The sequence below is a fragment of the Citrobacter werkmanii genome, assembly GCF_008693645.1.
Lineage (GTDB): Bacteria > Pseudomonadota > Gammaproteobacteria > Enterobacterales > Enterobacteriaceae > Citrobacter > Citrobacter werkmanii.
This window is the reverse complement of sequence record NZ_CP044101.1, coordinates 2,886,419-2,910,192: the sequence shown is the minus strand read 5'-3', so window position 1 is coordinate 2,910,192 and position 23,774 is coordinate 2,886,419. Positions and strand designations below refer to the sequence as shown.

Sequence of the window (23,774 nt, the reverse complement as noted above, 5' to 3'; positions counted from 1 at the left end):
GTGCATTTACGCCTATGAAGCCTTCTATCGTTGCCAAACTGGAAGCCCTGCATGAACGCCATGAAGAAGTTCAGGCGCTGCTCGGCGATGCGGGTACTATCGCAGACCAGGAACGTTTTCGTGCACTGTCGCGCGAATATGCCCAATTAAGCGATGTATCGCGCTGTTTTACGGACTGGCAACAGGTTCAGGAAGATATCGAGACGGCTCAGATGATGCTCGACGATCCTGAAATGCGTGAAATGGCGCAGGATGAACTGCGCGAAGCAAAAGAGAAATGTGAACAACTGGAACAACACCTGCAGGTTCTGCTGTTACCGAAAGATCCTGATGACGAACGTAACGCCTTCCTTGAAGTGCGCGCGGGAACCGGTGGTGATGAAGCGGCGCTGTTTGCCGGCGATCTGTTCCGCATGTACAGCCGTTACGCTGAAGCGCGTCGCTGGCGGGTTGAGATCATGAGCGCCAGCGAAGGCGAGCATGGCGGATTTAAAGAAGTCATTGCCAAGATTAGCGGCGAAGGCGTTTATGGCCGACTGAAATTTGAGTCCGGTGGTCATCGCGTGCAGCGCGTACCGGCGACGGAATCACAGGGACGAATTCACACCTCTGCCTGTACGGTCGCGGTCATGCCGGAACTGCCGGATGCTGAACTGCCGGACATCAACCCGGCCGATCTGCGTATTGATACCTTCCGCTCATCAGGCGCAGGGGGCCAGCACGTTAACACCACCGACTCCGCAATCCGTATTACCCACTTGCCAACCGGCATCGTGGTGGAATGTCAGGACGAACGTTCACAGCATAAAAACAAAGCGAAAGCGATGTCGGTGCTGGGGGCGCGCATTCGTGCGGCCGAAGTGGCAAGGCGTCAACAGGCGGAAGCCTCTGAACGTCGCAACCTGCTGGGCAGCGGCGATCGCAGCGATCGCAACCGCACCTATAACTTCCCGCAGGGGCGCGTGACCGATCACCGCATTAACCTGACGCTCTACCGTCTGGATGAAGCGATGGAAGGCAAACTGGATATGCTCATTGAGCCAATTGTCCAGGAATACCAGGCCGACCAACTGGCGGCATTGTCCGAGCAGGATTAATGGACTATCAGCACTGGCTGCGTGAAGCGATAAGCCAATTACCGGCAAGCGAAAGCCCGCGCCGTGACGCCGAGATTTTACTTGAGTTCGTTACCGGTAAGGGGCGCACCTTTATTCTGGCTTTTGGCGAAACGCTGTTAACCGAGGCGCAGTGTGAGCAGCTCGACACGTTACTGGAGCGGCGTCAGCGGGGCGAACCCGTGGCGCACTTAACCGGCGTTCGCGAGTTTTGGTCGCTGCCGCTGTTTGTATCGCCAGCCACGCTGATTCCGCGTCCGGATACCGAGTGTCTGGTGGAGCAGGCGCTGGCTCGCTTGCCAGCCTGTGCATGTCGCATTCTCGATCTGGGGACCGGTACGGGCGCGATTGCCCTGGCGCTGGCAACCGAGCGTCCGGATTGCGCGGTGACGGCGGTTGATCGGATGCCGGATGCCGTGGCGCTGGCTATGCGTAATACGCAGCACCTGGCTATCGACAATGTTCGCGTGCTGCAAAGCGACTGGTTTAGCGCTTTGCAGGGGCAGCAGTTTGACATGATTGTCAGCAATCCGCCGTACATCGACGAACAGGATCCGCATCTGGCGCAGGGCGATGTGCGCTTTGAGCCGCTGTCGGCGCTGGTGGCGGGCGATCAGGGACTGGCGGATATCGTACATATTATCGATCGGTCTCAGCACGTGTTAACGCCCGGCGGCTATCTGTTGCTGGAACATGGCTGGCAGCAGGGTGAGGCCGTGCGCGATGCCTTTACGCGCGCGGGTTATCTGGCGGTTGAAACCTGCCGTGATTATGGCGGCAACGAGCGAATTACGCTTGGACGCATCCCATCATGAGTACCATCAGTGTGTTACTCAACGTTCATCTCATCAGCATTGCGCTTTCCGTTAGTCTGCTGACGCTGCGTTTTTGGTGGCGTTACACCGACGCGCGTCTAGCCCGTGCCCGCTGGACGCGCATTGTGCCGCCGGTGGTGGATACCGTTTTATTAGTCAGCGGCGTGGCGTTAATGATTAAAACGCACATCCTGCCATTCACCGAACAAGGGACATGGCTGACTGAAAAGCTGTTTGGGGTTATCATTTACATCGTTTTGGGTTTTATTGCGCTCGATTACCGTCGGGCGCGCAGCCAGCAGGCGCGATTAGTCGCATTTCCGCTGGCGTTGGTGGTGCTGTACATCATCATTAAACTCGCCACCACAAAAATACCGTTACTGGGGTAAGTCATGAGGTCGTTAGCTGATTTCGAATTTAATAAAGCGCCATTGTGTGATGGGATGATCCTGGCGTCGGAGTCTATCCGTCTGGATTTTCCAACACAAACTGTCTATGACGAACTGGAACGTCTGGTCAGTTTGGCGCAAGAAGAAATTAGCCAGCTCCTGTCTCAGGATGAGCAACTGGAAAAACTGCTGGCACTTTTTTACGGCGAATGGGGGTTTACGGATACCCACGGCGTCTATCGTCTTTCTGATGCACTATGGCTCGACCAGGTTCTGAAAAATCGTCAGGGCAGTGCGGTGTCGTTGGGCGCGATCTTATTATGGATTGCCAACCGACTGGATCTGCCGCTGGTACCGGTGATTTTCCCGACACAACTCATCCTGCGCATTGAATCGCTTGATGGCGAAATGTGGCTAATCAATCCGTTCAATGGCGAAACGTTAAATGAACACACGCTGGAAGTGTGGCTGAAGGGGAACATCAGCCCGGTCGCGGAACTGTTTAATGAAGATCTGGATGAAGCGGATAACGCAGAAGTGATCCGCAAACTGCTCGACACGCTGAAATCATCGCTGATGGAAGAGCGGCAAATGGAACTGGCGCTGCGAGCCAGTGAAGCATTATTACAGTTTAATCCTGAAGACCCGTATGAAATACGCGATCGGGGATTGATATATGCGCAACTGGAGTGTGAACATGTTGCGCTGACAGATTTAAGTTATTTCGTTGAGCAGTGTCCGGAAGACCCGATCAGCGAAATGATTCGTGCGCAGATTAATACCATTTCGCACAAACAAATTGTATTGCATTGATTAATGACACTTTACCTACCGTTTAAGGCGATCCTATGAAACAAAAAGTGGTTAGCATTGGCGACATCAACGTGGCAAATGACCTGCCGTTCGTGCTGTTTGGCGGAATGAACGTGCTGGAATCCCGCGATCTGGCGATGCGCATTTGTGAGCACTACGTAACCGTTACTCAAAAACTGGGTATCCCTTACGTGTTCAAAGCCTCCTTTGATAAAGCCAACCGTTCTTCCATCCACTCTTACCGTGGACCGGGCCTTGAAGAAGGGATGAAAATCTTCCAGGAGCTGAAGCAAACTTTTGGCGTAAAAGTGATCACCGACGTTCACGAAGCCAGCCAGGCACAGCCTGTTGCTGACGTGGTGGATGTGATTCAGCTGCCGGCATTCCTCGCTCGCCAGACCGATCTGGTGGAAGCGATGGCGAAAACCGGTGCCGTTATCAACGTGAAAAAACCGCAGTTCGTTAGTCCGGGTCAGATGGGTAATATCGTGGATAAATTCCATGAAGGCGGTAACGATAAGGTTATCCTGTGTGACCGTGGCGCGAACTTCGGTTATGACAACCTGGTTGTGGATATGCTGGGCTTTAGCGTGATGAAAAAGGTCTCTGGCAATTCGCCGGTGATTTTCGACGTCACCCATGCGCTGCAGTGCCGCGACCCGTTTGGCGCCGCAAGCGGCGGCCGTCGTGGTCAGGTGACTGAACTGGCGCGCGCGGGCATGGCGGTAGGTCTGGCAGGCCTGTTTATTGAAGCGCATCCGGATCCAGCCAATGCGAAATGCGATGGTCCATCCGCACTGCCGCTGGCGAAACTGGAACAGTTCCTCACGCAGATCAAAGCGATTGATGACCTGGTGAAAAGCTTCGACGAGCTCGATACTGAGAACTAAGACAGCTGAACAGGCCGGGGCACTTGTCTCCGGCCTGTTATTACTGTCAGGCGCCAAACGCCCCATCAATTGTATGCATAGCTCCCGTCACAAACCCGGCCTCCGGACCAGCCAGCCAGGCAACCATTCCGGCCACTTCTTCTGGTCGACCGTGGCGTTTTAGCGCCATAAAGCTGTGCATCAGCTCTTTCAATGGACCTTCTGCTGGATTAGCGTCAGTATCAATGGGCCCCGGTTGCACTACGTTGACCGTAATGCCACGCGCGCCGAAATCACGGGCCAGCCCTCTTGCCAGGCCTTGCAGAGCAGATTTGCTTAACGCGTAGGAAGCCATACCGGCAATTGGCATACGATCGCCGTTCACTGAACCAATAATGATAATCCGCCCGCCGTCAGGCATTTGTCGTGCCGCTTCTACTGCCGCGTACCAGGGCGCGTGGATATTAATGCGGAACAGGCGCTCAACGTCATCGGGATCCTGCTCCAGCGGGTCGCCGAACAGCACAATTCCTGCATTCACCACTAACACATCCAGCGGGCCGCTTTCCCGTACCCGGTTAATGACGGCATCGCGATCGGCGCTATCGGTTTGCGTCATGTGGGAACCTGTTTCATCCGCAAGCGCTTTTGCAGCGTCTGCGGAGCCTGAATAGGTAAAGGTAACCGCTGCGCCATCTGCGGCGAAACGGCGCACAATAGCCGCGCCAATCCCCCGACTTCCGCCAAGAACCAGAACTGATTTGCCGTTAAATGGGGACATGAGATACTCCTTGAACAATTATGTAGTGATCGATATATAATGGGTGCATGGTTTTCTGTCAATGGATTTGTAATGAGCACTACAAAATGTTCGCGCGCCCCAGGCCGACCACGTAATTTTGATCCGGAATTGGCTGTTGCCAAAGTACAGCCCTTATTTCACGCACATGGATACGACGCTGTGAGCGTAGCGGATGTTACGCAGGCCCTGAACATCAAGCCCCCCAGTTTTTATGCCGCTTTTGGGAACAAAATCGGTCTTTATGAACGCGTGCTTGGTCGCTATGTACAAACTGATGCGATCCCGTTTGATGACATTTTGCGTTCTGACAGACCGGTTGCCGAAAGCCTTGCTGCGTTGCTTGAAGAGGCGGCGCGACGCTACGCCGCGGATCCGCATGCGCCTGGTTGTTTGGTTCTGGAGGGCACGCATAGCAACGATCCGCAGGCGCGGCAGGTGGCCCGGGCTTTCTACTCGGTTGCAGAACATAAAATTCATGACTTTATTGCACAGCGCCATCCCGAAGTGGCTGATAGCCTGACCGATTACATCAGTACCACGATGCTTGGTCTGTCGGGAAAAGCCCGTTGTGGGCATACGCTCGAACGTTTGCTATCCAGCGCACACATCGCCAGCCATGCGGTGCTGCATCAGCTTTCCCGAGTTTCATCACATGAAAAGGTAGATAAATATGATGGGTAAACTGGGACTTTGCTTTAATACTCCCCCTCCGGCTATGCGCAACGTAGCGTTGGCCGCAATTCTGATAGGAATTTCATTTCTGGCGCATTCTCAGGACAAGGCCGACGTTATTTTGTATAACGGCAAGTTGATTACCATGGATGAACAACAACCCAATGCGCAGGCGCTGGCGGTAAAAGGGCGGCATATTATTGCGGTGGGTAATAATGAAACGGTGAAAAAATGGTCCGGACCGAACACGAAGGAAATTAATCTTACGGGGCAAACTGTTATTCCGGGGTTAATTGATGCGCATCTGCATGGCATTCGGGGGGGAAGGACATTTTTATTTGAAACCTACTGGTTTGATACTAAAAATTTACCCGATGCGTTAAATAAACTGTCGCAATCTGCGGCAAAGAAAGACGCTGAGCAATGGGTAGCGGTGGCGGGTTCATGGATACCTGAACAATTTGCTGAAAAGCGGGATCCGACGGTTCAGGAACTGAATCAGGCGCTGCCTCATCATCCTGCATATATACAAAGCCTTTATGACTATGCGCTGTTAAATCAAAAGGCTATCGAGACCCTAAAACTTAATAGTCCACAGCCGGATGTTCCGGCAGGGATCGTGATAGAACGCGATGATAAAGGGCTGGCAACGGGGAAATTGCGCGGGACCATTGGCAGTTTTAACCAGCTTTTCGCCCAGATTAGCCAGACTGGCGATGTGGAAAAGAACCTTAACGCCTTTGTACGTTATTTAAATAAACGCGGCGTGGTCGGGTTTATCGATCCTTCTGCCGGGCATGAGCAAGCTTATCGTGACTTCTTTAAACTTCAGCAGCAGCAACCTCTCAGGATACGCGTTGGATATCGTTTATCCGCACCGCCTGGTAATGAAACGGAATGGTTTAAACAACGCCTGGCGTTTCGCCCGGCAATGCATGATGACGGCAGAATAGCCTTTCTGGGCTTCGGTGAAAGCCTGGTGATGGCAATGAATGATGGCGTGCGGATGTCATCTGGGTTCACATCCCCAGCAGAGTCCCAACAAGAACAATTAAAGGTGCTTCAGCTTGCCGCCAAAGAAGGTGTTGCCGTTGAAATACATGCTTATACCGATGACAGTGCGGATGCGATTTTAGATGTCATTAGCGAGGTGGCTAAATCGCATGATATTGCGCCGTTGCGCTGGTCTATTGCGCATCTTAATACCGGTACGCCCGAAACGATTGCCCGCATGAAGAAACTCGGTTTAGCCTACTCTGTCCAGATGGGGCCATATTTTGAATCTCCCGCCATTGAACGCGCAAATGGTAAAACGGTGGCGGCGCTATCATCGCCAGTGCAACCCGCGTTAGAGCAGGGGGTAATCGTTGCCGGCGGTACAGATGCGACGCGGATTGGCGTTGCGGGAGTGTGGCATGCCATTGAATATCATGTCACAGGTAAAGCGCTCGACGGCTCAGTACGCCATGACACCCGCCAGTTAAGTCGGGAAGATGCGTTAAAAATGTATACCCGAAATGCCGCCTGGCTGGCTTTTGCTGAGCAGCAAAGAGGAAGTTTGCAAGCAGGTAAGCTCGCCGATTTTGCGGTGCTGAATCAAGATATTATGGCTATTGCGCCAGACAAACTGCATCAAACGGAATCGTTATTAACGTTTGTCGATGGCCAACAGGTTTATCCGGAGCAATAAACGCGCTAAAAGAAAACGGCCCTGCAAAGGGCCGTGGATCCCGCCAAACTAGTTATCAGGCAAATATCGTCATCAGATAGGCGACAAATAGCGCCAGATGCGCGGCGCCGTTAAGCACATTGGTTCGTCCGGTGGAGAAAGAGATGTGGCACAGTACCAGCGACGAGACCATGACAATCATCTCTGGCGCGCCCAAAGCAAACACCAAATCATTTCCTGTTGCCCACGCTATCAGCGTCACTACCGGTACGGTGAGTGAAATAGTGGCTAATACTGAACCGAAGAACAAATTCATCGCCCGCTGTACCTGATTGTTCAGCACCGCTTTCAGCGCCCCCAGCCCTTCAGGCGAGAGGATCAACAGCGCCACCAGGAAACCGGTAAATGCCACGGGCGCATTGAGTTCAGTCAGCAAGGTTTCCAGTGGACTGGCGTTCATCTTGGTGACGGCGATAACAGCGATCAGGTGAATGATGAGCCAGGCGGCGTGCCATATATTGCTGTGCGCTGACGGCTTACCGTGATGCGGATCGTCGTCGTCACCCTCATCTTCATGCTCGTAAATGAACAGGCTCTGGTGCGTTTTTGTTTGAATCAACAAGAAGACGCCGTACATTGCCGCAGAAATGAGCGCCACCAGTAGCGCCTGCGCAGTAGTAAAATTGGCTCCCGGTAACGCCATTGGAAACACCAGCACAATAATGGCCAGTGGAAACAGGGCGATTAAATACTGCTTAATACCAAACAGGTTCATATACTGAGTGGCAAATTTGCGGCCGCCCAGCAGTAATGAAAAACCGACTAAACCCCCGGTGACGATCATAATGATCGAATACAGCGTGTCGCGCATTAGCGTAGGCGCGGCATCGCCGGTCGCCATTAACGCGGAAATTAAACTGACTTCAAGAATAACAACTGACAGACTGAGAATCAGCGAGCCGTAGGGTTCGCCAAGTCGATGTGCTAATACGTCCGCATGACGGACAACGCTGAATGCGCTGCTTAATATACCAACAAGGGCCAGCGCATTAATACCGATGACCACTGGTAGTGACTGACTGCTCCCCCATAAGAACAGTACTACCAGTGCCAAAATCGGGAAGACGAGAGAGGTCTCCTTGTGGCGGGTTTTTACCGCCTCATGTAGTTGTGTCATTAAGTTAATTCTCCATCTCTGCAGGTATTTATAATTATAAAAGTATTAAAGAATGTAAAAAATAACAGAAAAAGCGGTTTTGTAGGTGACATTTTACGAAATTTTACCGCATCGCTTATTTTCCATCTCTAAGTGGCCAAAAACAAACGTCTTGTTTATAGAGTATTTAATTAACAGAAAGTTAGATGAAGAAGTAATTTAAAAATGTTCATTATTGGCGCATCGCAGCATTGTTAACCACACTTAAGGTTTAGCCCAAAAAGAGGAGTTCACAATGCCCTATAAATCTAAAAGCGATCTGCCTGACAGCGTACAGCATGTTCTGCCATCCCATGCTCAGGACATCTATAAAGAAGCCTTTAACAGCGCCTGGGAACAGTATAAAGATAAATCTGACCGTCGCGATGATGCCACTCGCGAAGAGACAGCGCACAAGGTGGCGTGGGCGGCGGTGAAAAATGATTATCAAAAAGGTGATGATGATAAATGGCATAAAAAGACGTAACGGTATCAATTATAATGCCTTTATAAACTAGCCTGAGTCATCCGTTAGCGAATCGTGCTACGCCGCGCCGTTACTGGCTTGCAAGCGAGCGGTGAATTGCCTATTGTCCAGCTATTGGTTTCAAAATGAGCAGTAAAAATGCCCGGAAGGCGTCAAAAAAGTTGTCGCAGGGAAGCTGCAGTGGCGGAGGTGTAAGGTGTTAACGCGTGATTTTTTATTGAATGCCGACTGTAAGACGGCGTTTGGCGCTATTGAAGAATCACTACTCTGGTCAGCGGAACAACGGGCAGCCTCACTGGCCGCCACGCTTGCTTGCCGACCAGATGATGGACCGGTGTGGATCTTCGGTTATGGATCGTTGATGTGGAACCCGGCCTTAGAATTTGAAGAGTCCTGTACCGGAACATTGGTCGGTTGGCACCGTGCATTTTGCCTGCGTCTGACGGCGGGGCGAGGAACGGCCTGTCAGCCGGGACGGATGCTGGCCCTGAAAGAGGGTGGACGCACTACCGGTGTGGCTTATCGCTTACCAGACGCATCGCTGGAGCAAGAGCTTTCTCTGCTGTGGAAGCGTGAAATGATCACCGGTTGCTACCTGCCGACCTGGTGTCAGTTGGCGCTGGATGACGGACGGACGGTAAACGCGCTGGTCTTTATTATGGATCCGCGCCATCCGCTGTTTGAGTCGGATACACGCGCGCAGGTGATAGCGCCGCTTATCGCTGCGGCCAGCGGACCTTTAGGCACTAATGCCCAGTATCTGTTCTCGCTGGAACAAGAACTGGTGAAGCTGGGAATGCAGGATGATTGTCTTAACGATCTGGTGATTACGGTCAAACGATTGTTGGGAGAGAACCTGCCGGAAGGGATTATACGACCAGGTTTTGCATAGCGTCGGCGGAGTGTTGTGTGCCCGACAGCCAGGTGCTTATCGGGCATTTCACGATTACGCTGCAATAAAACTTATCGAATGCTCAAGCGACTGACTGTGGCTGTCGATCAGCACGTTCCAGACGCCGGTATAAGGTACGGTCAACCATGCGTTATCACGGTCCTGCACGCTTAAGATGTCGGACTGCGTGTCTTTGACGTGATTTTTCTCGCTCATCAGATGGATGTGACAGCGCTCGGAACAGCGCACAACCACCGTATCGCCACCAAATAACTTTAAACTCGCCTTCACTAATGCCATTTTTCACCCCGTTCTTGAAAACAACGTACTTTCTGTCGAAAGTGCTGCGTGATGTTGTTCACATTTCACTCATTGCATAACACCAAAGGGGGAGCAACAGGATGCTGATTTTGATCAAAAAATGGCATAACGATTAAACAAAAGTGACAAAATTCCTCAAGACGGTTGAAAGGGCGTGCTAACGTTCAACGAAACCGCGCCCATCTAAGATAAAATCCGGAAATTTCCGGCACTTTCAGTGCGCGTGCCTGTAAGGCGCTGTCAGAAGGTCAATACTTTATCTGCATCCAGCGTCCATTGCGCCAGTTCTGGCAGCGTGCCCACGGCGACGCCATCAATTAAAGGCAGGTCGGTGATCCCACGGCCATCAGTGCAGGTTTTGCACAGTTTTACCGGAACGTTTTGCGCTGTCAGGATCTCCAGCATTTGCTGAATATTGTATCCTTCCGCCGGTTTCTGACCGCGTAATCCCGCCGTAACCGCATCCGACATTAAAAACAGACGCAGATCGAGACAGGCTTCTTGTTCACGCAAGGCGATGGCCAGACGCAGGCTGTTAAATAACGATTCGCTTCCATAGGCCGCACCGTTCGCGACGATCACTATCTTTTGCATTTTGACTCCTGTTGTCGGATGGGAGGGATAATTCCTGGCGTGTATGGTACTCCCTGTACCAGATATCGAAAAGAAAGCATGTGGCTACCCCTGATTATTCGGGTCAGAAAATCCCGAAAACGGGGATAAAGGCTGCAATTAATTGCTGAAGACGTTATGGTTTAGGTTAAGTGTGCCTGATTAATTGATGTAAGAAATAACTAACGATTTGAGCCGTATTATTTATTTCCCTCTCGCCGTATTTGCACTCTTGCCACTGGCAGGGGGTACTGCCAGCGCACAATCCTCTTTTATTCACCAGGCTGAAAACCCATTCGATAACAATAGCGATGGCTTGCCCGATCTCGGTATGGCGCCGGAATCGCGGGCAGGCGAAAAGCATTTCGCCGAAATGGTGAAAGCATTCGGTGAAGCCAGTATGACCGATAACGGCCTTGATACCGGCGAGCAGGCGAAGCAGTTCGCGTTTGGTCAGGTACGTGACACGGTCAGCGAACAGGTGAATCAACAACTGGAATCCTGGCTCTCTCCCTGGGGAAATGCCAGCGTCGGGTTGCAGGTTGATAAAGAGGGCAGCTTTACCGGCAGCCGGGGAAGTTGGTTTATTCCGTGGCAGGACAATCAGCGCTATCTTACCTGGAGCCAGTTAGGCTTAACGCAACAGGATGAGGGTTTAGTCAGCAATGCGGGAATTGGGCAGCGCTGGGTACATGACGGATGGCTACTGGGTTACAACACGTTTTATGACAATCTGTTGGATGAAAATTTGCCCCGGGGCGGCTTAGGTGCAGAAGCGTGGGGCGAGTATTTACGTTTATCCGCTAACTACTACCAGCCGTTTTCCTCCTGGCAGAATCGTTCCACCACACAGGAACAACGGATGGCCCGCGGCTACGACCTTACCGCGCAAATGTGGATGCCGTTCTATCAACATCTCAATACCAGCGTCAGCGTTGAACAGTATTTTGGCGACCGGGTGGATCTGTTTCATTCAGGAACCGGGTATCACAATCCGGTAGCGGTGAACCTCGGGCTGAGCTATACGCCGGTGCCGCTGATTACGATGACTGCGCAGCATAAGCAGGGTGAAAATGGCGTCAGTCAGAATAACCTCGGATTAACGCTGAATTATCGTTTCGGCGTTCCGTTAAAAAAACAGCTGATGGTTAGCGAAGTGGCGAACAGCCGCTCGCTGCGCGGCAGTCGTTATGACGATCCGCAGCGGAATAGTTTGCCGACGCTGGAGTATCGCCAGCGTAAAACCCTGTCGGTATTTTTGGCCACGCCGCCCTGGGATCTCAAGCCGGGAGAAACGGTGGCGCTGAAGGTACAAGTGCGCAGCCTGCATGGGATTCGCCATCTTGCATGGCAGGGCGATACTCAGGCGCTGAGCTTAACCGCTGGCAGCAGTACCCGCAGCGCACAGGGCTGGACGATTATTATGCCGAAGTGGGACAGTAGAGAAGGGGCGACAAACCGCTGGCGGCTGTCGGTAGTGGTAGAAGATGAACTGGGCCAGCGTGTCTCTTCCAATGAGATCACGCTATCACTGACCGAACCGTTTATCAGCGTTTCGGCAAATGATCCTCGTTAACCATGATGCACGACTTCGTTATCAGAAAATGCGTTCCTGATGCACCCAAACCGCTGCTTCTACGCGTGATTTGAGCTTCATTTTCTTCAGCATATGCTTCACATGAACTTTAACCGTGCTTTCGGTGATGTCAAGACGGCGGGCAATCATCTTGTTGGGCAGGCCCTGGGCGATAAGCTTGAGAATATCGCGCTCGCGCGGCGTCAACTGGGTGACATCACGGTCGGACGTTGCGCGGTTGGCGCGCAGGCTGGCGGCCAGAACCGGCGTTAAGGCTTCGCTCAGTACCATTTCACCGGCGGCGGCCTGTTGTAATGCTTTCAGTAAATCTTCCGGCTCCATATCTTTCAGCAGGTAACCATCCGCGCCGCGTTTCAGTGCGGTAACGACATCTTCTTCATGATTGGACACGCTAAACACCACGATGCGGCCAGACAGGGACTTTTCACGCAGCTTGTCGAGGGTTTCCAGACCGTTCATGCCGGGCATGTTGAGATCAAGCAGGATCAGATCGGGATCAAGAGATTCAGCCAGCTCGATACCCTGTTCGCCATTGCTGGCTTCACCGACAACGGTGATATCCTGCGCCATGCTGACAAGCTGTTTTACACCGGTTCGCAGCATCGGATGATCGTCGATCAACAGGATGGTTGCCGGTTCCAGATTACTCATGGGTATCTCCTTGGACTTCTGTGAAGTTTGTTTCGGGAATAAAAGTGACAGTAACTTCAGTACCGCCTGTCTCACGACGGCGTACTCGGCAATCGCCGCGCAAGCTCTGCGCACGGTCGCGCATTATTATCATGCCGTAGTGGTTACTGCGTTCGGCGTTTTCCGGTACGCCGCAGCCGTTATCTTGTACTGTGAGTTTGATCTGTTTGCCATTTTGCACCACCGTCACGACGACTTCATCAGCATGGGAGTGCTTCAGGGCGTTGCTCAGGGCTTCACGAGCAATTTGTAATAAGTGAATCGCCTGATGCGAAGGGACCAGGCGCGGCGGCAACTGATAGTCCAGCTTAACCGTAAAACCAAAGCGGGCGCTGTATTCCTGACAACTGGCTTCCAGCGCGGGTCGCAATCCGGGTTCAGTGAGCTGTAAACGGAAGGTCGTTAACAGCTCACGCAGTTGCGCCCACGAGGCGTTCAGTTCATTACGAATCTGGCTAAGCAGTTCGCGGCTATTCTCGGGCAGCGCATCGCCCTGCATCTGCAAACAGCTAACCTGCATCTTCATACATGAAAGCGATTGTGCAATAGAATCATGGAGTTCGCGCGCAATGGTGGCACGCTCTTCCATCACGATCAACTGCTGCTGGCGCTCCTGATGTCTGTCGAGCGCCAGCGTCGCGGTCAGTTGCTCAACCAGGGTATCGACCAGTTGTTGCTGATCGTGGCTGAGATGGCGTCCGTTCGGCAATGTAGCGAGCAGGATACCATACTGGGTATGTGCGTCGGTCAGCCGCCATTTCAGCGTGATACCACCGTCTATCGCGGGCAACGTACCGCGTGGGCACAGATGACATCCTTTCTCATCGCAACTGACATTGGACTGACAGGTAAATTCCTGATGATTATCTTCATCCTCCAGATCATAAACCCGCAGCTCAATATCATGTAGCAGGGTCAAATTCTGCAGGCCGTTCAGCACCGGAGAGAGGCGTTCGCACAACTGCACCTGAGAATGCAGGCGGCGGTTGGCTTGCCACAGAAAAGAGAGGATCTGATTTTTATGCTCCAGTCCGGCCGTTTTCTCTTGCACCCGCTGTTCCAGTACCGCATAACTTTCAGCCAGCTCTTCCGACATATTATTCAGCGCCGAGCCCAGAGCCGCCATCTCATTACGCCCGCTGATATGCGCACGTTGGGTAAAATCACGTTGGCTGACGGCTCGCGCCATCGCCAATAGCTGTTTCCATGGTTCCAGCAGACGTACGCGTAGCCAGATAATGGTGAAGACCAGCAGTAAGGCCATAAATGCCGCCATCAGGCGATGTAGCAGGACGACGCGTTCAATGCGTAATTCGGTGGTATGGTCGAAGGCGGTAACCAGCTTATCCAATCCAACAACAAAGCGCGTTACATCTTGCGCCACCGCATCAGGCGTTTGCGCGTGGGCAAGCCCTGGCGCCAGCTCAGTGTGCCAGTAATCCTGTAATGCTTTTAACTGCGCCTGTTGTCCATCGCGCTGTGCGGCTCGCGTTAACTCTGGACTAAACGCCGTTTTCTCCATTTCATCCAGTAGCGGTTGATCGTCGGCTTCCAGGGGTACCGCCGCCAGCAGACGATAACTCTGCATACGCAGCGAGCCGGCTTTGTTAATTGCATGGGCGCTACCCTGAACGCCCTGAACCAGCCAACCGGAGACAGCCATACCTGCCACGCCGATGGCAGTAGACAATAAAACAATCAGCGCCACCTGGTTGACCAGCGTAAGCGGGGAGAGACAACGTTTAAACATGGTGACTTGTTCCTTCGGGTCTTCGTAGAACAGAAACCCTTTTGAATAACGGTTCTGCTGCAGGCAGTGGCGTTATTCTCGGCGATACACTGGAGTATACCCATACCTCAAACGGGCTACCTCTTAATTGCCAGCCAAGGGGGAGGTCATGGGGCGGGGGGAGTAGAAGACGACAGAAGCGTGAAAAACCACATCTTTTTTACCGAAGTAATGTACTCATTTAGGGTGATGATAAATTTTAGGCATGAATAATGACACCTTTTCCTTTGATTTATATCAACTTACCTCCAGCTGTAAACCCTAAGGTTGCAGGCATCGAAACAAGTATCAGAGGTGTCTATGAGTCACTCATCTGCCCCGGAAAGGGCATCTGGAGCTGTAATTACAGAATGGCGGCCGGAAGATCCTGTCTTCTGGCAACAGCGTGGTCAACGAATCGCCAGCCGTAACCTGTGGATTTCCGTCCCTTGCTTGCTGCTGGCGTTTTGCGTGTGGATGTTATTTAGCGCCGTAGCGGTGAACTTACCGAAAGTCGGCTTTAATTTCACCACGGAGCAATTGTTCATGTTGACGGCGTTGCCATCGGTTTCCGGCGCGCTGCTGCGTGTGCCGTACTCCTTTATGGTTCCCCTGTTTGGTGGACGCCGCTGGACGGCATTCAGCACCGGTATCCTGATCGTCCCATGCGTATGGTTAGGTTTTGCGGTACAGGATACCACCACGCCATTTAGTACCTTTATTATTATCTCCTTACTGTGCGGTTTTGCTGGTGCGAACTTTGCATCAAGCATGGCGAATATCAGCTTCTTCTTTCCAAAACAAAAGCAGGGCGGTGCGCTGGGTCTGAACGGTGGTCTGGGCAACATGGGCGTCAGCGTAATGCAGTTGGTTGCTCCGCTGGTGGTCTCATTGTCAATCTTCGCTGCATTTGGTAGCCAGGGCGTTGAGCAACCGGATGGCACGCAGTTGTATCTGGCAAACGCCGCATGGATTTGGGTTCCGTTCCTCGCTGTGCTGACGCTGGCTGCATGGTTTGGTATGAACGAACTGGCAACCTCAAAAGCGTCACTGAAAGCGCAATTACCGGTGCTAAAGCGCGGACACCTGTGGATCATGAGCCTGTTGTATCTGGCAACCTTCGGTTCATTTATCGGCTTCTCAGCCGGTTTCGCGATGCTGTCAAAAACGCAGTTTCCTGAGGTACAGATCCTGCATTACGCCTTCTTTGGCCCGCTGATTGGCGCGCTGGCGCGCTCAGCTGGCGGTGCAATTTCTGACCGTCTGGGCGGAACTCGCGTGACGCTGGTGAACTTCGTGCTGATGGCTCTCTTCAGTGCCTTGCTGTTCCTGACGCTGCCAACCAATGGCGTAGGGGGCAACTTTACCGCTTTCTTCGCGGTGTTTCTGGCGCTGTTCCTGACGGCCGGTCTGGGCAGTGGTTCAACCTTCCAGATGATCTCCGTTATCTTCCGCAAGCTGACGATGGACAGAGTGAAAGCGGAAGGCGGGTCAGAAGAGAAGGCGATGCGTGAAGCGGCAACCGACACTGCGGCTGCGCTCGGTTTTATCTCTGCCATTGGCGCGATTGGCGGCTTCTTTATCCCCAAAGCATTTGGTACTTCCCTGGCGTTAACGGGCTCACCTGTTGATGCGATGAAAGTCTTTGTGATCTTCTATGTCGCCTGCGTGGTTATCACCTGGGCGGTGTACGGACGTCATTCTAAAAAGTAAAAAAGTGGTATACACAAAATCATTCGAATTGCGTCAAGGCGGCAAGTGAGAAATCCCCAGGAGCTTACTGTAGTAAGTGACTGGGGAGAACGAGCGCAGCCAACGCAGAGGCAGTTTGAAGGATGAAGTGTAGGTTGATTATCCATTGCGCGGCGTTAGACCGCGCTTTTTTTTGCCTGCTATTAGTTACAACATACTTTTATGTTGTGACATGACAACATCCTATGAGAACGGTGCTCGCAATATGCCTGGCAGGGGGGATACCCCTTAATACCCACTTATAAAGAATTTAACATTTGCATGATAAGTGGATTTTAAAAAGTTATTTAAATTCAATGCGTTAATTAATTCACTGATATCCCACTTAGGGGGTATGTGAAAAACGTCCCTCATTTTTCATCCCTGTCTGCCTTGATCGTTATCAATTCTCACGCCCTTTCAGAGCGTTACCTTCGCTGGCAAATAAGCAATGTCGATTTATCAGAGAGCCGTCAGGCTCCTACAGGAGAAAACCGATGAGTAAATTCCTGGACCGGTTTCGCTACTTCAAGCAGAAGGGCGAAACCTTTGCCGATGGGCACGGCCAGCTTCTCAATACCAACAGGGACTGGGAGGACGGATATCGCCAGCGTTGGCAGCATGACAAAGTCGTGCGTTCAACCCACGGCGTAAACTGCACCGGTTCATGCAGCTGGAAAATCTATGTGAAAAATGGTCTGGTGACCTGGGAAACCCAGCAAACTGACTACCCACGCACCCGTCCAGATATGCCAAACCACGAGCCTCGCGGCTGCCCGCGTGGTGCGAGCTATTCCTGGTATCTCTACAGCGCTAACCGTCTGAAATACCCGCTGATGCGCAAACGTCTGATGAAGATGTGGCGTGAAGCCAAAAAACTGCACAGCGATCCGGTAGATGCCTGGGCATCCATTATCGAAGACGCCGACAAAGCAAAAAGCTTCAAACAAGCGCGTGGTCGCGGCGGCTTCGTTCGCTCCTCCTGGCAGGAAGTCAATGAACTGATTGCCGCTTCTAACGTGTACACCATCAAAACCTATGGTCCTGACCGCGTCGCAGGCTTCTCGCCGATCCCGGCGATGTCGATGGTTTCTTACGCATCCGGCGCACGCTATATGTCGCTGATTGGCGGTACCTGCCTGAGCTTCTATGACTGGTACTGCGACCTGCCGCCGGCTTCTCCGCAAACCTGGGGCGAACAGACCGACGTCCCTGAATCCGCTGACTGGTACAACTCCAGCTACATTCTTGCATGGGGTTCTAACGTCCCGCAGACCCGTACTCCGGATGCGCACTTCTTTACTGAAGTTCGCTATAAAGGCACCAAAACGGTAGCGATTACGCCGGACTACGCAGAAATCGCCAAACTGTGCGACTTGTGGCTGGCGCCGAAGCAGGGGACCGATGCGGCGATGGCAATGGCGATGGGCCACGTCATGTTGCGCGAGTTCCACCTCGATAACCCGAGCCAGTACTTCACCGACTACGTTCGTCGTTATACTGACATGCCAATGCTGGTGATGCTCGAAGAGCGCGACGGCTATTATGCTGCTGGTCGTATGCTGCGTGCAGCGGATCTGGTTGACTCTCTGGGCCAGGAAAATAACCCGGAATGGAAAACCGTCGCTATCAACAGCAACGGTGAAATGGTTGCACCAAACGGTTCAATTGGTTTCCGTTGGGGCGAAAAGGGTAAATGGAACCTCGAGCAGCGCGACGGTACATCGGGCGATGAAACCGAACTGCAACTCAGTCTGCTCGGTAGCCAGGATGACATCGCTGAAGTCGGCTTCCCCTATTTTGGCGGCGAAGGTACCGAACACTTCAATAAAGTTGAACTGGAAAACATTCTGCTGCACAAATTGCCGGTTAAACGTCTGCAACTGGCCGACGGTTCTACCGCGCTGGTGACGACCGTTTACGATCTGACCATGGCCAACTACGGTCTGGAACGCGGTCTGAACGATGAAAACTGTGCAACCAGCTACGATGACCTGAAAGCGTATACGCCGGCATGGGCAGAGAAAATTACCGGTGTATCGCGCGCTCAAATCGTGCGCATCGCCCGCGAATTTGCGGATAACGCCGATAAAACGCACGGTCGTTCGATGATTATCGTCGGTGCAGGTCTGAACCACTGGTACCACCTCGATATGAACTATCGCGGCCTGATCAATATGCTGGTGTTCTGCGGCTGTATCGGCCAGAGCGGCGGTGGTTGGGCCCACTATGTCGGGCAGGAAAAACTGCGCCCGCAAACCGGCTGGCAGCCGCTGGCGTTTGCGCTGGACTGGCAGCGTCCGCCTCGTCATATGAACAGCACCTCTTACTTCTATAACCACTCCAGCCAATGGCGCTATGAGACGGTTACCGCACAGGAATTGCTGTCCCCGATGGCAGACAAATCCCGTTATAGCGGTCATTTGATTGACTTCAACGTTCGCGCTGAACGAATGGGATGGTTACCGTCTGCACCGCAGTTAGGGACTAACCCGCTGCGTATCGCTGAAGAGGCGAAGAAAGCCGGCATGACGCCGGTGGATTACACCGTTAACGCCCTGAAAGACGGTTCTCTTCGCTTTGCGGCGGAACAGCCGGAAAACGGCAAAAACCATCCGCGTAACCTGTTTATCTGGCGTTCCAACCTGCTCGGATCTTCCGGTAAGGGCCACGAGTACATGCTGAAGTACCTGCTGGGCACTGAACACGGTATTCAGGGGAAAGATCTCGGCCAGCAGAGCGGCGTGAAGCCAGAAGAAGTGGAATGGCAGGACAACGGACTGGACGGCAAGCTGGATCTGGTGGTGACGCTGGACTTCCGTCTGTCGAGTACCTGTCTGTATTCCGATATCGTGCTGCCGACCGCAACCTGGTATGAAAAAGACGACATGAATACCTCGGATATGCATCCGTTTATTCATCCGTTGTCTGCCGCCGTTGACCCGGCCTGGGAATCGAAGAGCGACTGGGAGATCTATAAAGCCATCGCGAAGAAATTCTCTGAAGTGTGCGTGGGCCACCTCGGTAAAGAAACCGACGTTGTTACGCTGCCGATTCAGCACGATTCCGCCGCTGAGCTGGCGCAGCCGCTGGACGTGAAGGACTGGAAAAAAGGTGAGTGCGACCTGATTCCTGGCGTTACCGCGCCGCACATCATGACCGTAGAGCGTGATTATCCGGCAACCTATGAACGCTTTACCTCCATCGGCCCGCTGATGGAAAAAATCGGTAACGGCGGGAAAGGGATTGCCTGGAATACCCAGAGCGAAATGGATCTGCTGCGTAAGCTCAACTACACCAAGGCTGAAGGCCCGGCGAAAGGCCAGCCCTGGCTTAATACCGCCATTGATGCCGCCGAGATGATCCTCACCCTGGCGCCGGAAACTAACGGTCAGGTAGCCGTTAAAGCCTGGGCTGCGCTGAGTGAATTTACCGGTCGTGACCATACGCATCTGGCGCTGAATAAAGAAGACGAAAAAATTCGTTTCCGCGATATACAGGCGCAGCCGCGCAAAATTATCTCCAGCCCGACATGGTCAGGCCTGGAAGATGAACATGTGTCTTATAACGCCGGTTATACCAACGTTCATGAGCTGATCCCATGGCGTACGCTGTCTGGTCGCCAGCAGTTGTATCAGGATCACCAGTGGATGCGTGATTTCGGTGAAAGCCTGCTGGTTTACCGTCCGCCAATCGATACCCGTTCAGTGAAAGCGGTGATGGGCGAGAAGTCTAACGGTAACCCGGAAAAAGCGCTCAACTTCCTGACGCCGCACCAGAAATGGGGTATCCACTCCACCTACAGCGACAACCTGCTGATGCTGACATTGTCACGCGGTGGTCCGATCGTCTGGATGAGTGAAACGGATGCGAAAGACCTGGGTATCGAAGATAACGACTGGATCGAGGTCTTCAACAGCAACGGTGCATTAACTGCCCGCGCTGTTGTCAGCCAGCGTGTGCCGGCCGGGATGACCATGATGTACCACGCGCAGGAACGTATCGTTAACCTGCCGGGTTCAGAAATCACCCAGCAGCGTGGCGGGATCCACAACTCGGTGACCCGTATTACGCCGAAACCGACCCATATGATCGGCGGCTATGCACAGTTGGCCTACGGCTTTAACTACTACGGCACCGTCGGTTCAAACCGCGATGAGTTCGTCGTTGTACGTAAGATGAAGAACATTAACTGGTTGGATGGCGAAGGCAATGACCAGGTACAGGAGAGCGTAAAATGAAAATTCGTTCACAAGTCGGCATGGTGCTGAATCTTGATAAGTGCATCGGCTGCCACACCTGTTCAGTGACCTGTAAAAACGTCTGGACCAGCCGTGAAGGTATGGAGTACGCCTGGTTCAATAACGTGGAAAGTAAGCCTGGCGTCGGTTTCCCCAATGACTGGGAAAATCAGGAGAAATGGAAGGGCGGCTGGATCCGTAAAATCAACGGTAAACTGCAACCGCGCATGGGTAACCGTGCGCTGCTGCTGGGTAAAATCTTTGCTAACCCGCATCTACCGGGTATGGATGACTACTACGAGCCGTTTGATTTCGACTATCAGAATCTGCACACCGCGCCGGAAGGCAGCAAAGCGCAGCCGATTGCCCGCCCGCGCTCGCTAATTACTGGTCAGCGGATGGACAAAATCACCAGCGGTCCGAACTGGGAAGAAATTCTGGGCGGCGAATTCGAAAAACGCGCCAAGGACCAGAACTTCGAAAACATGCAGAAGGCGATGTACGGCCAGTTCGAAAACACCTTCATGATGTACCTGCCGCGCCTGTGCGAGCACTGCCTTAACCCGGCGTGTGTGGCGACCTGCCCGAGTGGTGCTATCTACAAGCGTGAAGAAGATGGCATCGTGCTGATCGACCAGGACAAGTGCCGCGGCTGGCGTATGTGCATCACCGGCTGCCCGTACAAGAAGATTTACTTCAACTGGAAGAGCGGGAAGTCCGAGAAGTGCATTTTCTGCTACCCGCGTATCGAAGCGGGTCAACCGACCGTTTGCTCCGAAACCTGTGTTGGCCGTATCCGTTATCTCGGCGTACTGCTGTATGACGCAGATGCGATCGAAAGCGCGGCCAGCACTGAGCACGAAAAAGATCTGTACCAGCGTCAACTAGACGTGTTCCTCGATCCGAACGATCCGGCTGTCATTGAACAGGCGCTAAAAGATGGTATTCCACTGAGCGTCATCGATGCTGCACAACAGTCTCCGGTTTACAAAATGGCAATGGACTGGAAGCTGGCGCTGCCGCTGCATCCGGAATACCGCACGCTGCCGATGGTCTGGTACGTGCCGCCTTTGTCCCCGATTCAATCTGCCGCCGATGCGGGCGAGCTTGGCAGCAACGGCATTCTGCCGGATGTAGACAGTCTGCGTATCCCGGTTCAGTACCTGGCGAACCTGTTGACCGCTGGCGACACTCAGCCGGTACTGTTGGCGCTGAAACGTATGCTGGCAATGCGTCACTACAAACGTGCGGAAACTGTTGACGGAAAAGTTGATACCCGTGCGCTGGAAGAGGTGGGATTAAGCGAAGCGCAGGCACAGGAAATGTATCGTTACCTGGCGATTGCTAATTACGAAGATCGTTTCGTGGTGCCAAGCAGCCATCGTGAACTGGCGCGTGAGGCATTCCCGGAGAAAAGCGGTTGTGGCTTTACCTTCGGCGATGGTTGCCACGGTTCTGATACCAAATTCAATCTGTTCAACAGCCGCCGCATCGACGCTGTTGATGTGACCAGCAAAACGGAGCCGCACCAATGATTGAACTCGTCATTGTTTCGCGTCTGCTCGAGTACCCGGATGCTGCCTTATGGCAGCATCAGCAGGAGCTTTTCGATGCACTCGCGTCATCTGAGAACCTGGATAAAGAGGATGCCCAGACCCTGGGCGTTTTCCTGCGCGATTTAACCGCGCAGGACATGCTGGATGTACAGGCCGCCTACAGCGAACTGTTTGACCGGGGCCGCGCCACATCGCTGCTGCTGTTTGAACATGTTCACGGGGAGTCCCGCGATCGCGGTCAGGCGATGGTTGACCTGATGGCACAGTATGAGCAGCACGGTTTGCAGCTCGACAGCCGTGAACTTCCCGATCATCTGCCGCTGTATCTGGAATACCTTGCGCAGTTGCCGAAAAGCGAAGCGTTAGGTGGTTTACAGGATATCGCGCCGATTCTGGCTTTGCTCAGCGCTCGCTTGCAACAGCGTGACAGCCGTTATGCGGTGCTGTTTGATCTGCTGCTAAAACTGGCGAATACCGTTATCGACAGCGACAAAGTGGCTGAAAAAATTGCGGATGAAGCGCGTGATGATACACCACAAGCGCTTGATGCGGTCTGGGAAGAAGAGCAGGTGAAATTCTTCGCCGATCAGGGGTGTGGCGAGTCGGAAATCTCCGCTCACCAGCGTCGTTTTGCCGGGGCCGTTGCGCCGCAGTATCTGAATATCACCACCGGAGGACAGCAATAATGCACTTCCTGAATACGTTCTTCTTTGACATCTATCCGTACATCGCGGGTTCTGTCTTTCTGATCGGCAGTTGGCTGCGTTATGACTATGGACAATATACCTGGCGCGCGGCGTCCAGCCAGATGCTGGATCGCAAAGGGATGAACCTGGCGTCAAACCTGTTTCATATCGGGATCCTGGGCATTTTTGCCGGGCACTTTCTGGGCATGTTGACGCCGCACTGGATGTACGAAGCGTGGCTACCGCTGGAAGTGAAACAAAAGATGGCTATGTTTGCGGGCGGCGCCTCAGGCGTGATGTGTCTGGTCGGCGGCGTGCTGCTGCTGAAACGTCGTCTGTTCAGCCCACGCGTGCGGGCCACCACCACTGGTGCGGATATTCTGGTGCTGTCCATTCTGGTTATCCAGTGCGCCCTTGGCCTGCTGACCATTCCGTTCTCCGCTCAGCATATGGACGGTAGCGAGATGATGAAACTGGTGAACTGGGCGCAAACTGTGGTGACCTTCCACGGCGGCGCGTCTGAATATCTGGATGGCGTGGCGTTTATCTTCCGCATGCACTTGGTGTTGGGTATGACGCTGTTCCTGCTGTTCCCGTTCTCGCGTCTGGTGCACATCTGGAGCGTTCCGGTCGAGTATCTGACCCGCAAATACCAGATTGTACGCGCGCGTCACTAATCGGTTATCTGTGTAAGACAAAACCCTGCTCCGGCGGGGTTTTTTTATGCCTGTTTGCTGGATGACGGCGTAACCGCCTTATCCGGCCTACGCAGACGTCAGCTCTCTGTAGGCCTGATAAGCGCAGCGCATCAGGCCTATTGCGGGCACGATAGGGCATTGCAGTTGGATTGGGTG

Annotated in this window: 21 protein-coding genes; 15 read left to right on the top strand and 6 right to left on the bottom strand. The window is 53.1% G+C overall.

Translation table 11 applies throughout. The features are described 5' to 3' along the window. The first annotated feature begins 14 nt into the window (after window positions 1-14). From prfA to kdsA, 5 genes are read left to right on the top strand one after another with little or no spacing between them, the layout of a single operon-like run. The gene (gene prfA, locus FOB24_RS14695) at window positions 15-1,097 is read left to right on the top strand and encodes a peptide chain release factor 1 (protein WP_038641152.1); all 1,083 of its coding nucleotides are present in this window, start codon (window positions 15-17) and stop codon (window positions 1,095-1,097) included. Further along, window positions 1,097-1,930, top strand: coding sequence for a peptide chain release factor N(5)-glutamine methyltransferase (prmC, locus tag FOB24_RS14690; protein ID WP_150345097.1), 834 nt, complete (start codon window positions 1,097-1,099; stop codon window positions 1,928-1,930). The genes prfA and prmC overlap by 1 nt, the downstream gene beginning before the upstream one ends. Next, window positions 1,927-2,319 carry an invasion regulator SirB2 gene (sirB2, locus tag FOB24_RS14685; RefSeq protein WP_150345096.1) on the top strand — a complete coding sequence of 131 codons (393 nt, stop codon included), beginning with the start codon at window positions 1,927-1,929 and terminating at the stop codon, window positions 2,317-2,319. Before prmC ends, sirB2 begins: the two co-directional genes overlap by 4 nt. A gap of 3 nt (window positions 2,320-2,322) precedes the next feature. Continuing rightward, entirely contained in the window at window positions 2,323-3,132 is an 810-nt protein-coding gene (gene sirB1 / locus FOB24_RS14680) for an invasion regulator SirB1 (protein ID WP_006684256.1), read from the top strand. 35 nt (window positions 3,133-3,167) lie between these two features. Further along, on the top strand, window positions 3,168-4,022 hold the full coding sequence (gene kdsA, locus FOB24_RS14675; protein WP_038641145.1) for a 3-deoxy-8-phosphooctulonate synthase: 855 nt from the start codon (window positions 3,168-3,170) through the stop codon (window positions 4,020-4,022). Between the two features lie 46 nt (window positions 4,023-4,068). Here the strand turns inward: kdsA and bdcA are convergent, their stop codons facing one another. Further along, complete coding sequence (gene bdcA, locus FOB24_RS14670) at window positions 4,069-4,782, bottom strand: SDR family oxidoreductase (protein WP_085048084.1); 714 nt, start codon at window positions 4,780-4,782, stop codon at window positions 4,069-4,071. A gap of 72 nt (window positions 4,783-4,854) precedes the next feature. On the opposite strand from bdcA, the gene FOB24_RS14665 reads away from it, so the two are divergent. Next, window positions 4,855-5,484, top strand: a complete 630-nt coding sequence (locus FOB24_RS14665; RefSeq protein ID WP_150345095.1) for a TetR/AcrR family transcriptional regulator — start codon at window positions 4,855-4,857, stop codon at window positions 5,482-5,484. Beyond that, the gene (locus tag FOB24_RS14660) at window positions 5,474-7,165 is read left to right on the top strand and encodes an amidohydrolase (RefSeq protein WP_085048085.1); all 1,692 of its coding nucleotides are present in this window, start codon (window positions 5,474-5,476) and stop codon (window positions 7,163-7,165) included. The genes FOB24_RS14665 and FOB24_RS14660 overlap by 11 nt, the downstream gene beginning before the upstream one ends. 55 nt (window positions 7,166-7,220) lie before the next feature. Here FOB24_RS14660 and chaA read toward each other — a convergent pair whose 3' ends face one another. Next, entirely contained in the window at window positions 7,221-8,321 is a 1,101-nt protein-coding gene (chaA, locus tag FOB24_RS14655) for a sodium-potassium/proton antiporter ChaA (RefSeq protein WP_038641137.1), read from the bottom strand. A 274-nt stretch (window positions 8,322-8,595) separates the two neighbouring features. Here chaA and chaB point away from each other — a divergent pair, with 274 nt between their 5' ends. Together chaB and FOB24_RS14645 are read left to right on the top strand one after the other, a co-directional pair. Next, entirely contained in the window at window positions 8,596-8,826 is a 231-nt protein-coding gene (chaB, locus tag FOB24_RS14650) for a putative cation transport regulator ChaB (RefSeq protein ID WP_038641135.1), read from the top strand. A 196-nt stretch (window positions 8,827-9,022) separates the two neighbouring features. Further along, window positions 9,023-9,718 carry a gamma-glutamylcyclotransferase gene (locus FOB24_RS14645; RefSeq protein ID WP_038641133.1) on the top strand — a complete coding sequence of 232 codons (696 nt, stop codon included), beginning with the start codon at window positions 9,023-9,025 and terminating at the stop codon, window positions 9,716-9,718. 54 nt (window positions 9,719-9,772) lie between these two features. Here FOB24_RS14645 and FOB24_RS14640 read toward each other — a convergent pair whose 3' ends face one another. Beyond that, entirely contained in the window at window positions 9,773-10,018 is a 246-nt protein-coding gene (locus tag FOB24_RS14640; protein ID WP_038641131.1) for a DUF1883 domain-containing protein, read from the bottom strand. 261 nt (window positions 10,019-10,279) lie between these two features. Beyond that, window positions 10,280-10,633, bottom strand: coding sequence for a DsrE/DsrF/TusD sulfur relay family protein (locus tag FOB24_RS14635; RefSeq protein WP_038641128.1), 354 nt, complete (start codon window positions 10,631-10,633; stop codon window positions 10,280-10,282). 208 nt (window positions 10,634-10,841) lie between these two features. On the opposite strand from FOB24_RS14635, the gene FOB24_RS14630 reads away from it, so the two are divergent. Beyond that, window positions 10,842-12,227, top strand: a complete 1,386-nt coding sequence (locus FOB24_RS14630; RefSeq protein ID WP_150345094.1) for a YchO/YchP family invasin — start codon at window positions 10,842-10,844, stop codon at window positions 12,225-12,227. A 21-nt stretch (window positions 12,228-12,248) separates the two neighbouring features. Here FOB24_RS14630 and narL read toward each other — a convergent pair whose 3' ends face one another. Together narL and narX are read right to left on the bottom strand one after the other, a co-directional pair. Beyond that, window positions 12,249-12,899, bottom strand: coding sequence for a two-component system response regulator NarL (narL, locus tag FOB24_RS14625; protein WP_038641125.1), 651 nt, complete (start codon window positions 12,897-12,899; stop codon window positions 12,249-12,251). Then, entirely contained in the window at window positions 12,892-14,688 is a 1,797-nt protein-coding gene (narX, locus tag FOB24_RS14620) for a nitrate/nitrite two-component system sensor histidine kinase NarX (RefSeq protein ID WP_150345093.1), read from the bottom strand. The genes narL and narX overlap by 8 nt, the downstream gene beginning before the upstream one ends. A 339-nt stretch (window positions 14,689-15,027) precedes the next feature. On the opposite strand from narX, the gene FOB24_RS14615 reads away from it, so the two are divergent. The 5 genes from FOB24_RS14615 (at window position 15,028) to narI (ending at window position 23,597) form a co-directional block, all read left to right on the top strand. Then, window positions 15,028-16,419, top strand: coding sequence for a NarK family nitrate/nitrite MFS transporter (locus tag FOB24_RS14615; RefSeq protein ID WP_038641122.1), 1,392 nt, complete (start codon window positions 15,028-15,030; stop codon window positions 16,417-16,419). Between the two features lie 515 nt (window positions 16,420-16,934). Next, window positions 16,935-20,678, top strand: a complete 3,744-nt coding sequence (locus tag FOB24_RS14610) for a nitrate reductase subunit alpha (RefSeq protein ID WP_087856118.1) — start codon at window positions 16,935-16,937, stop codon at window positions 20,676-20,678. Then, entirely contained in the window at window positions 20,675-22,213 is a 1,539-nt protein-coding gene (gene narH, locus FOB24_RS14605; RefSeq protein ID WP_038641118.1) for a nitrate reductase subunit beta, read from the top strand. The genes FOB24_RS14610 and narH overlap by 4 nt, the downstream gene beginning before the upstream one ends. Further along, a complete protein-coding gene (gene narJ, locus FOB24_RS14600; RefSeq protein ID WP_087856119.1) occupies window positions 22,210-22,920 on the top strand; it encodes a nitrate reductase molybdenum cofactor assembly chaperone in 711 nt (236 codons plus the stop codon). The genes narH and narJ overlap by 4 nt, the downstream gene beginning before the upstream one ends. Further along, entirely contained in the window at window positions 22,920-23,597 is a 678-nt protein-coding gene (gene narI / locus FOB24_RS14595) for a respiratory nitrate reductase subunit gamma (protein ID WP_038641116.1), read from the top strand. Before narJ ends, narI begins: the two co-directional genes overlap by 1 nt. Window positions 23,598-23,774 lie beyond the last annotated feature (177 nt).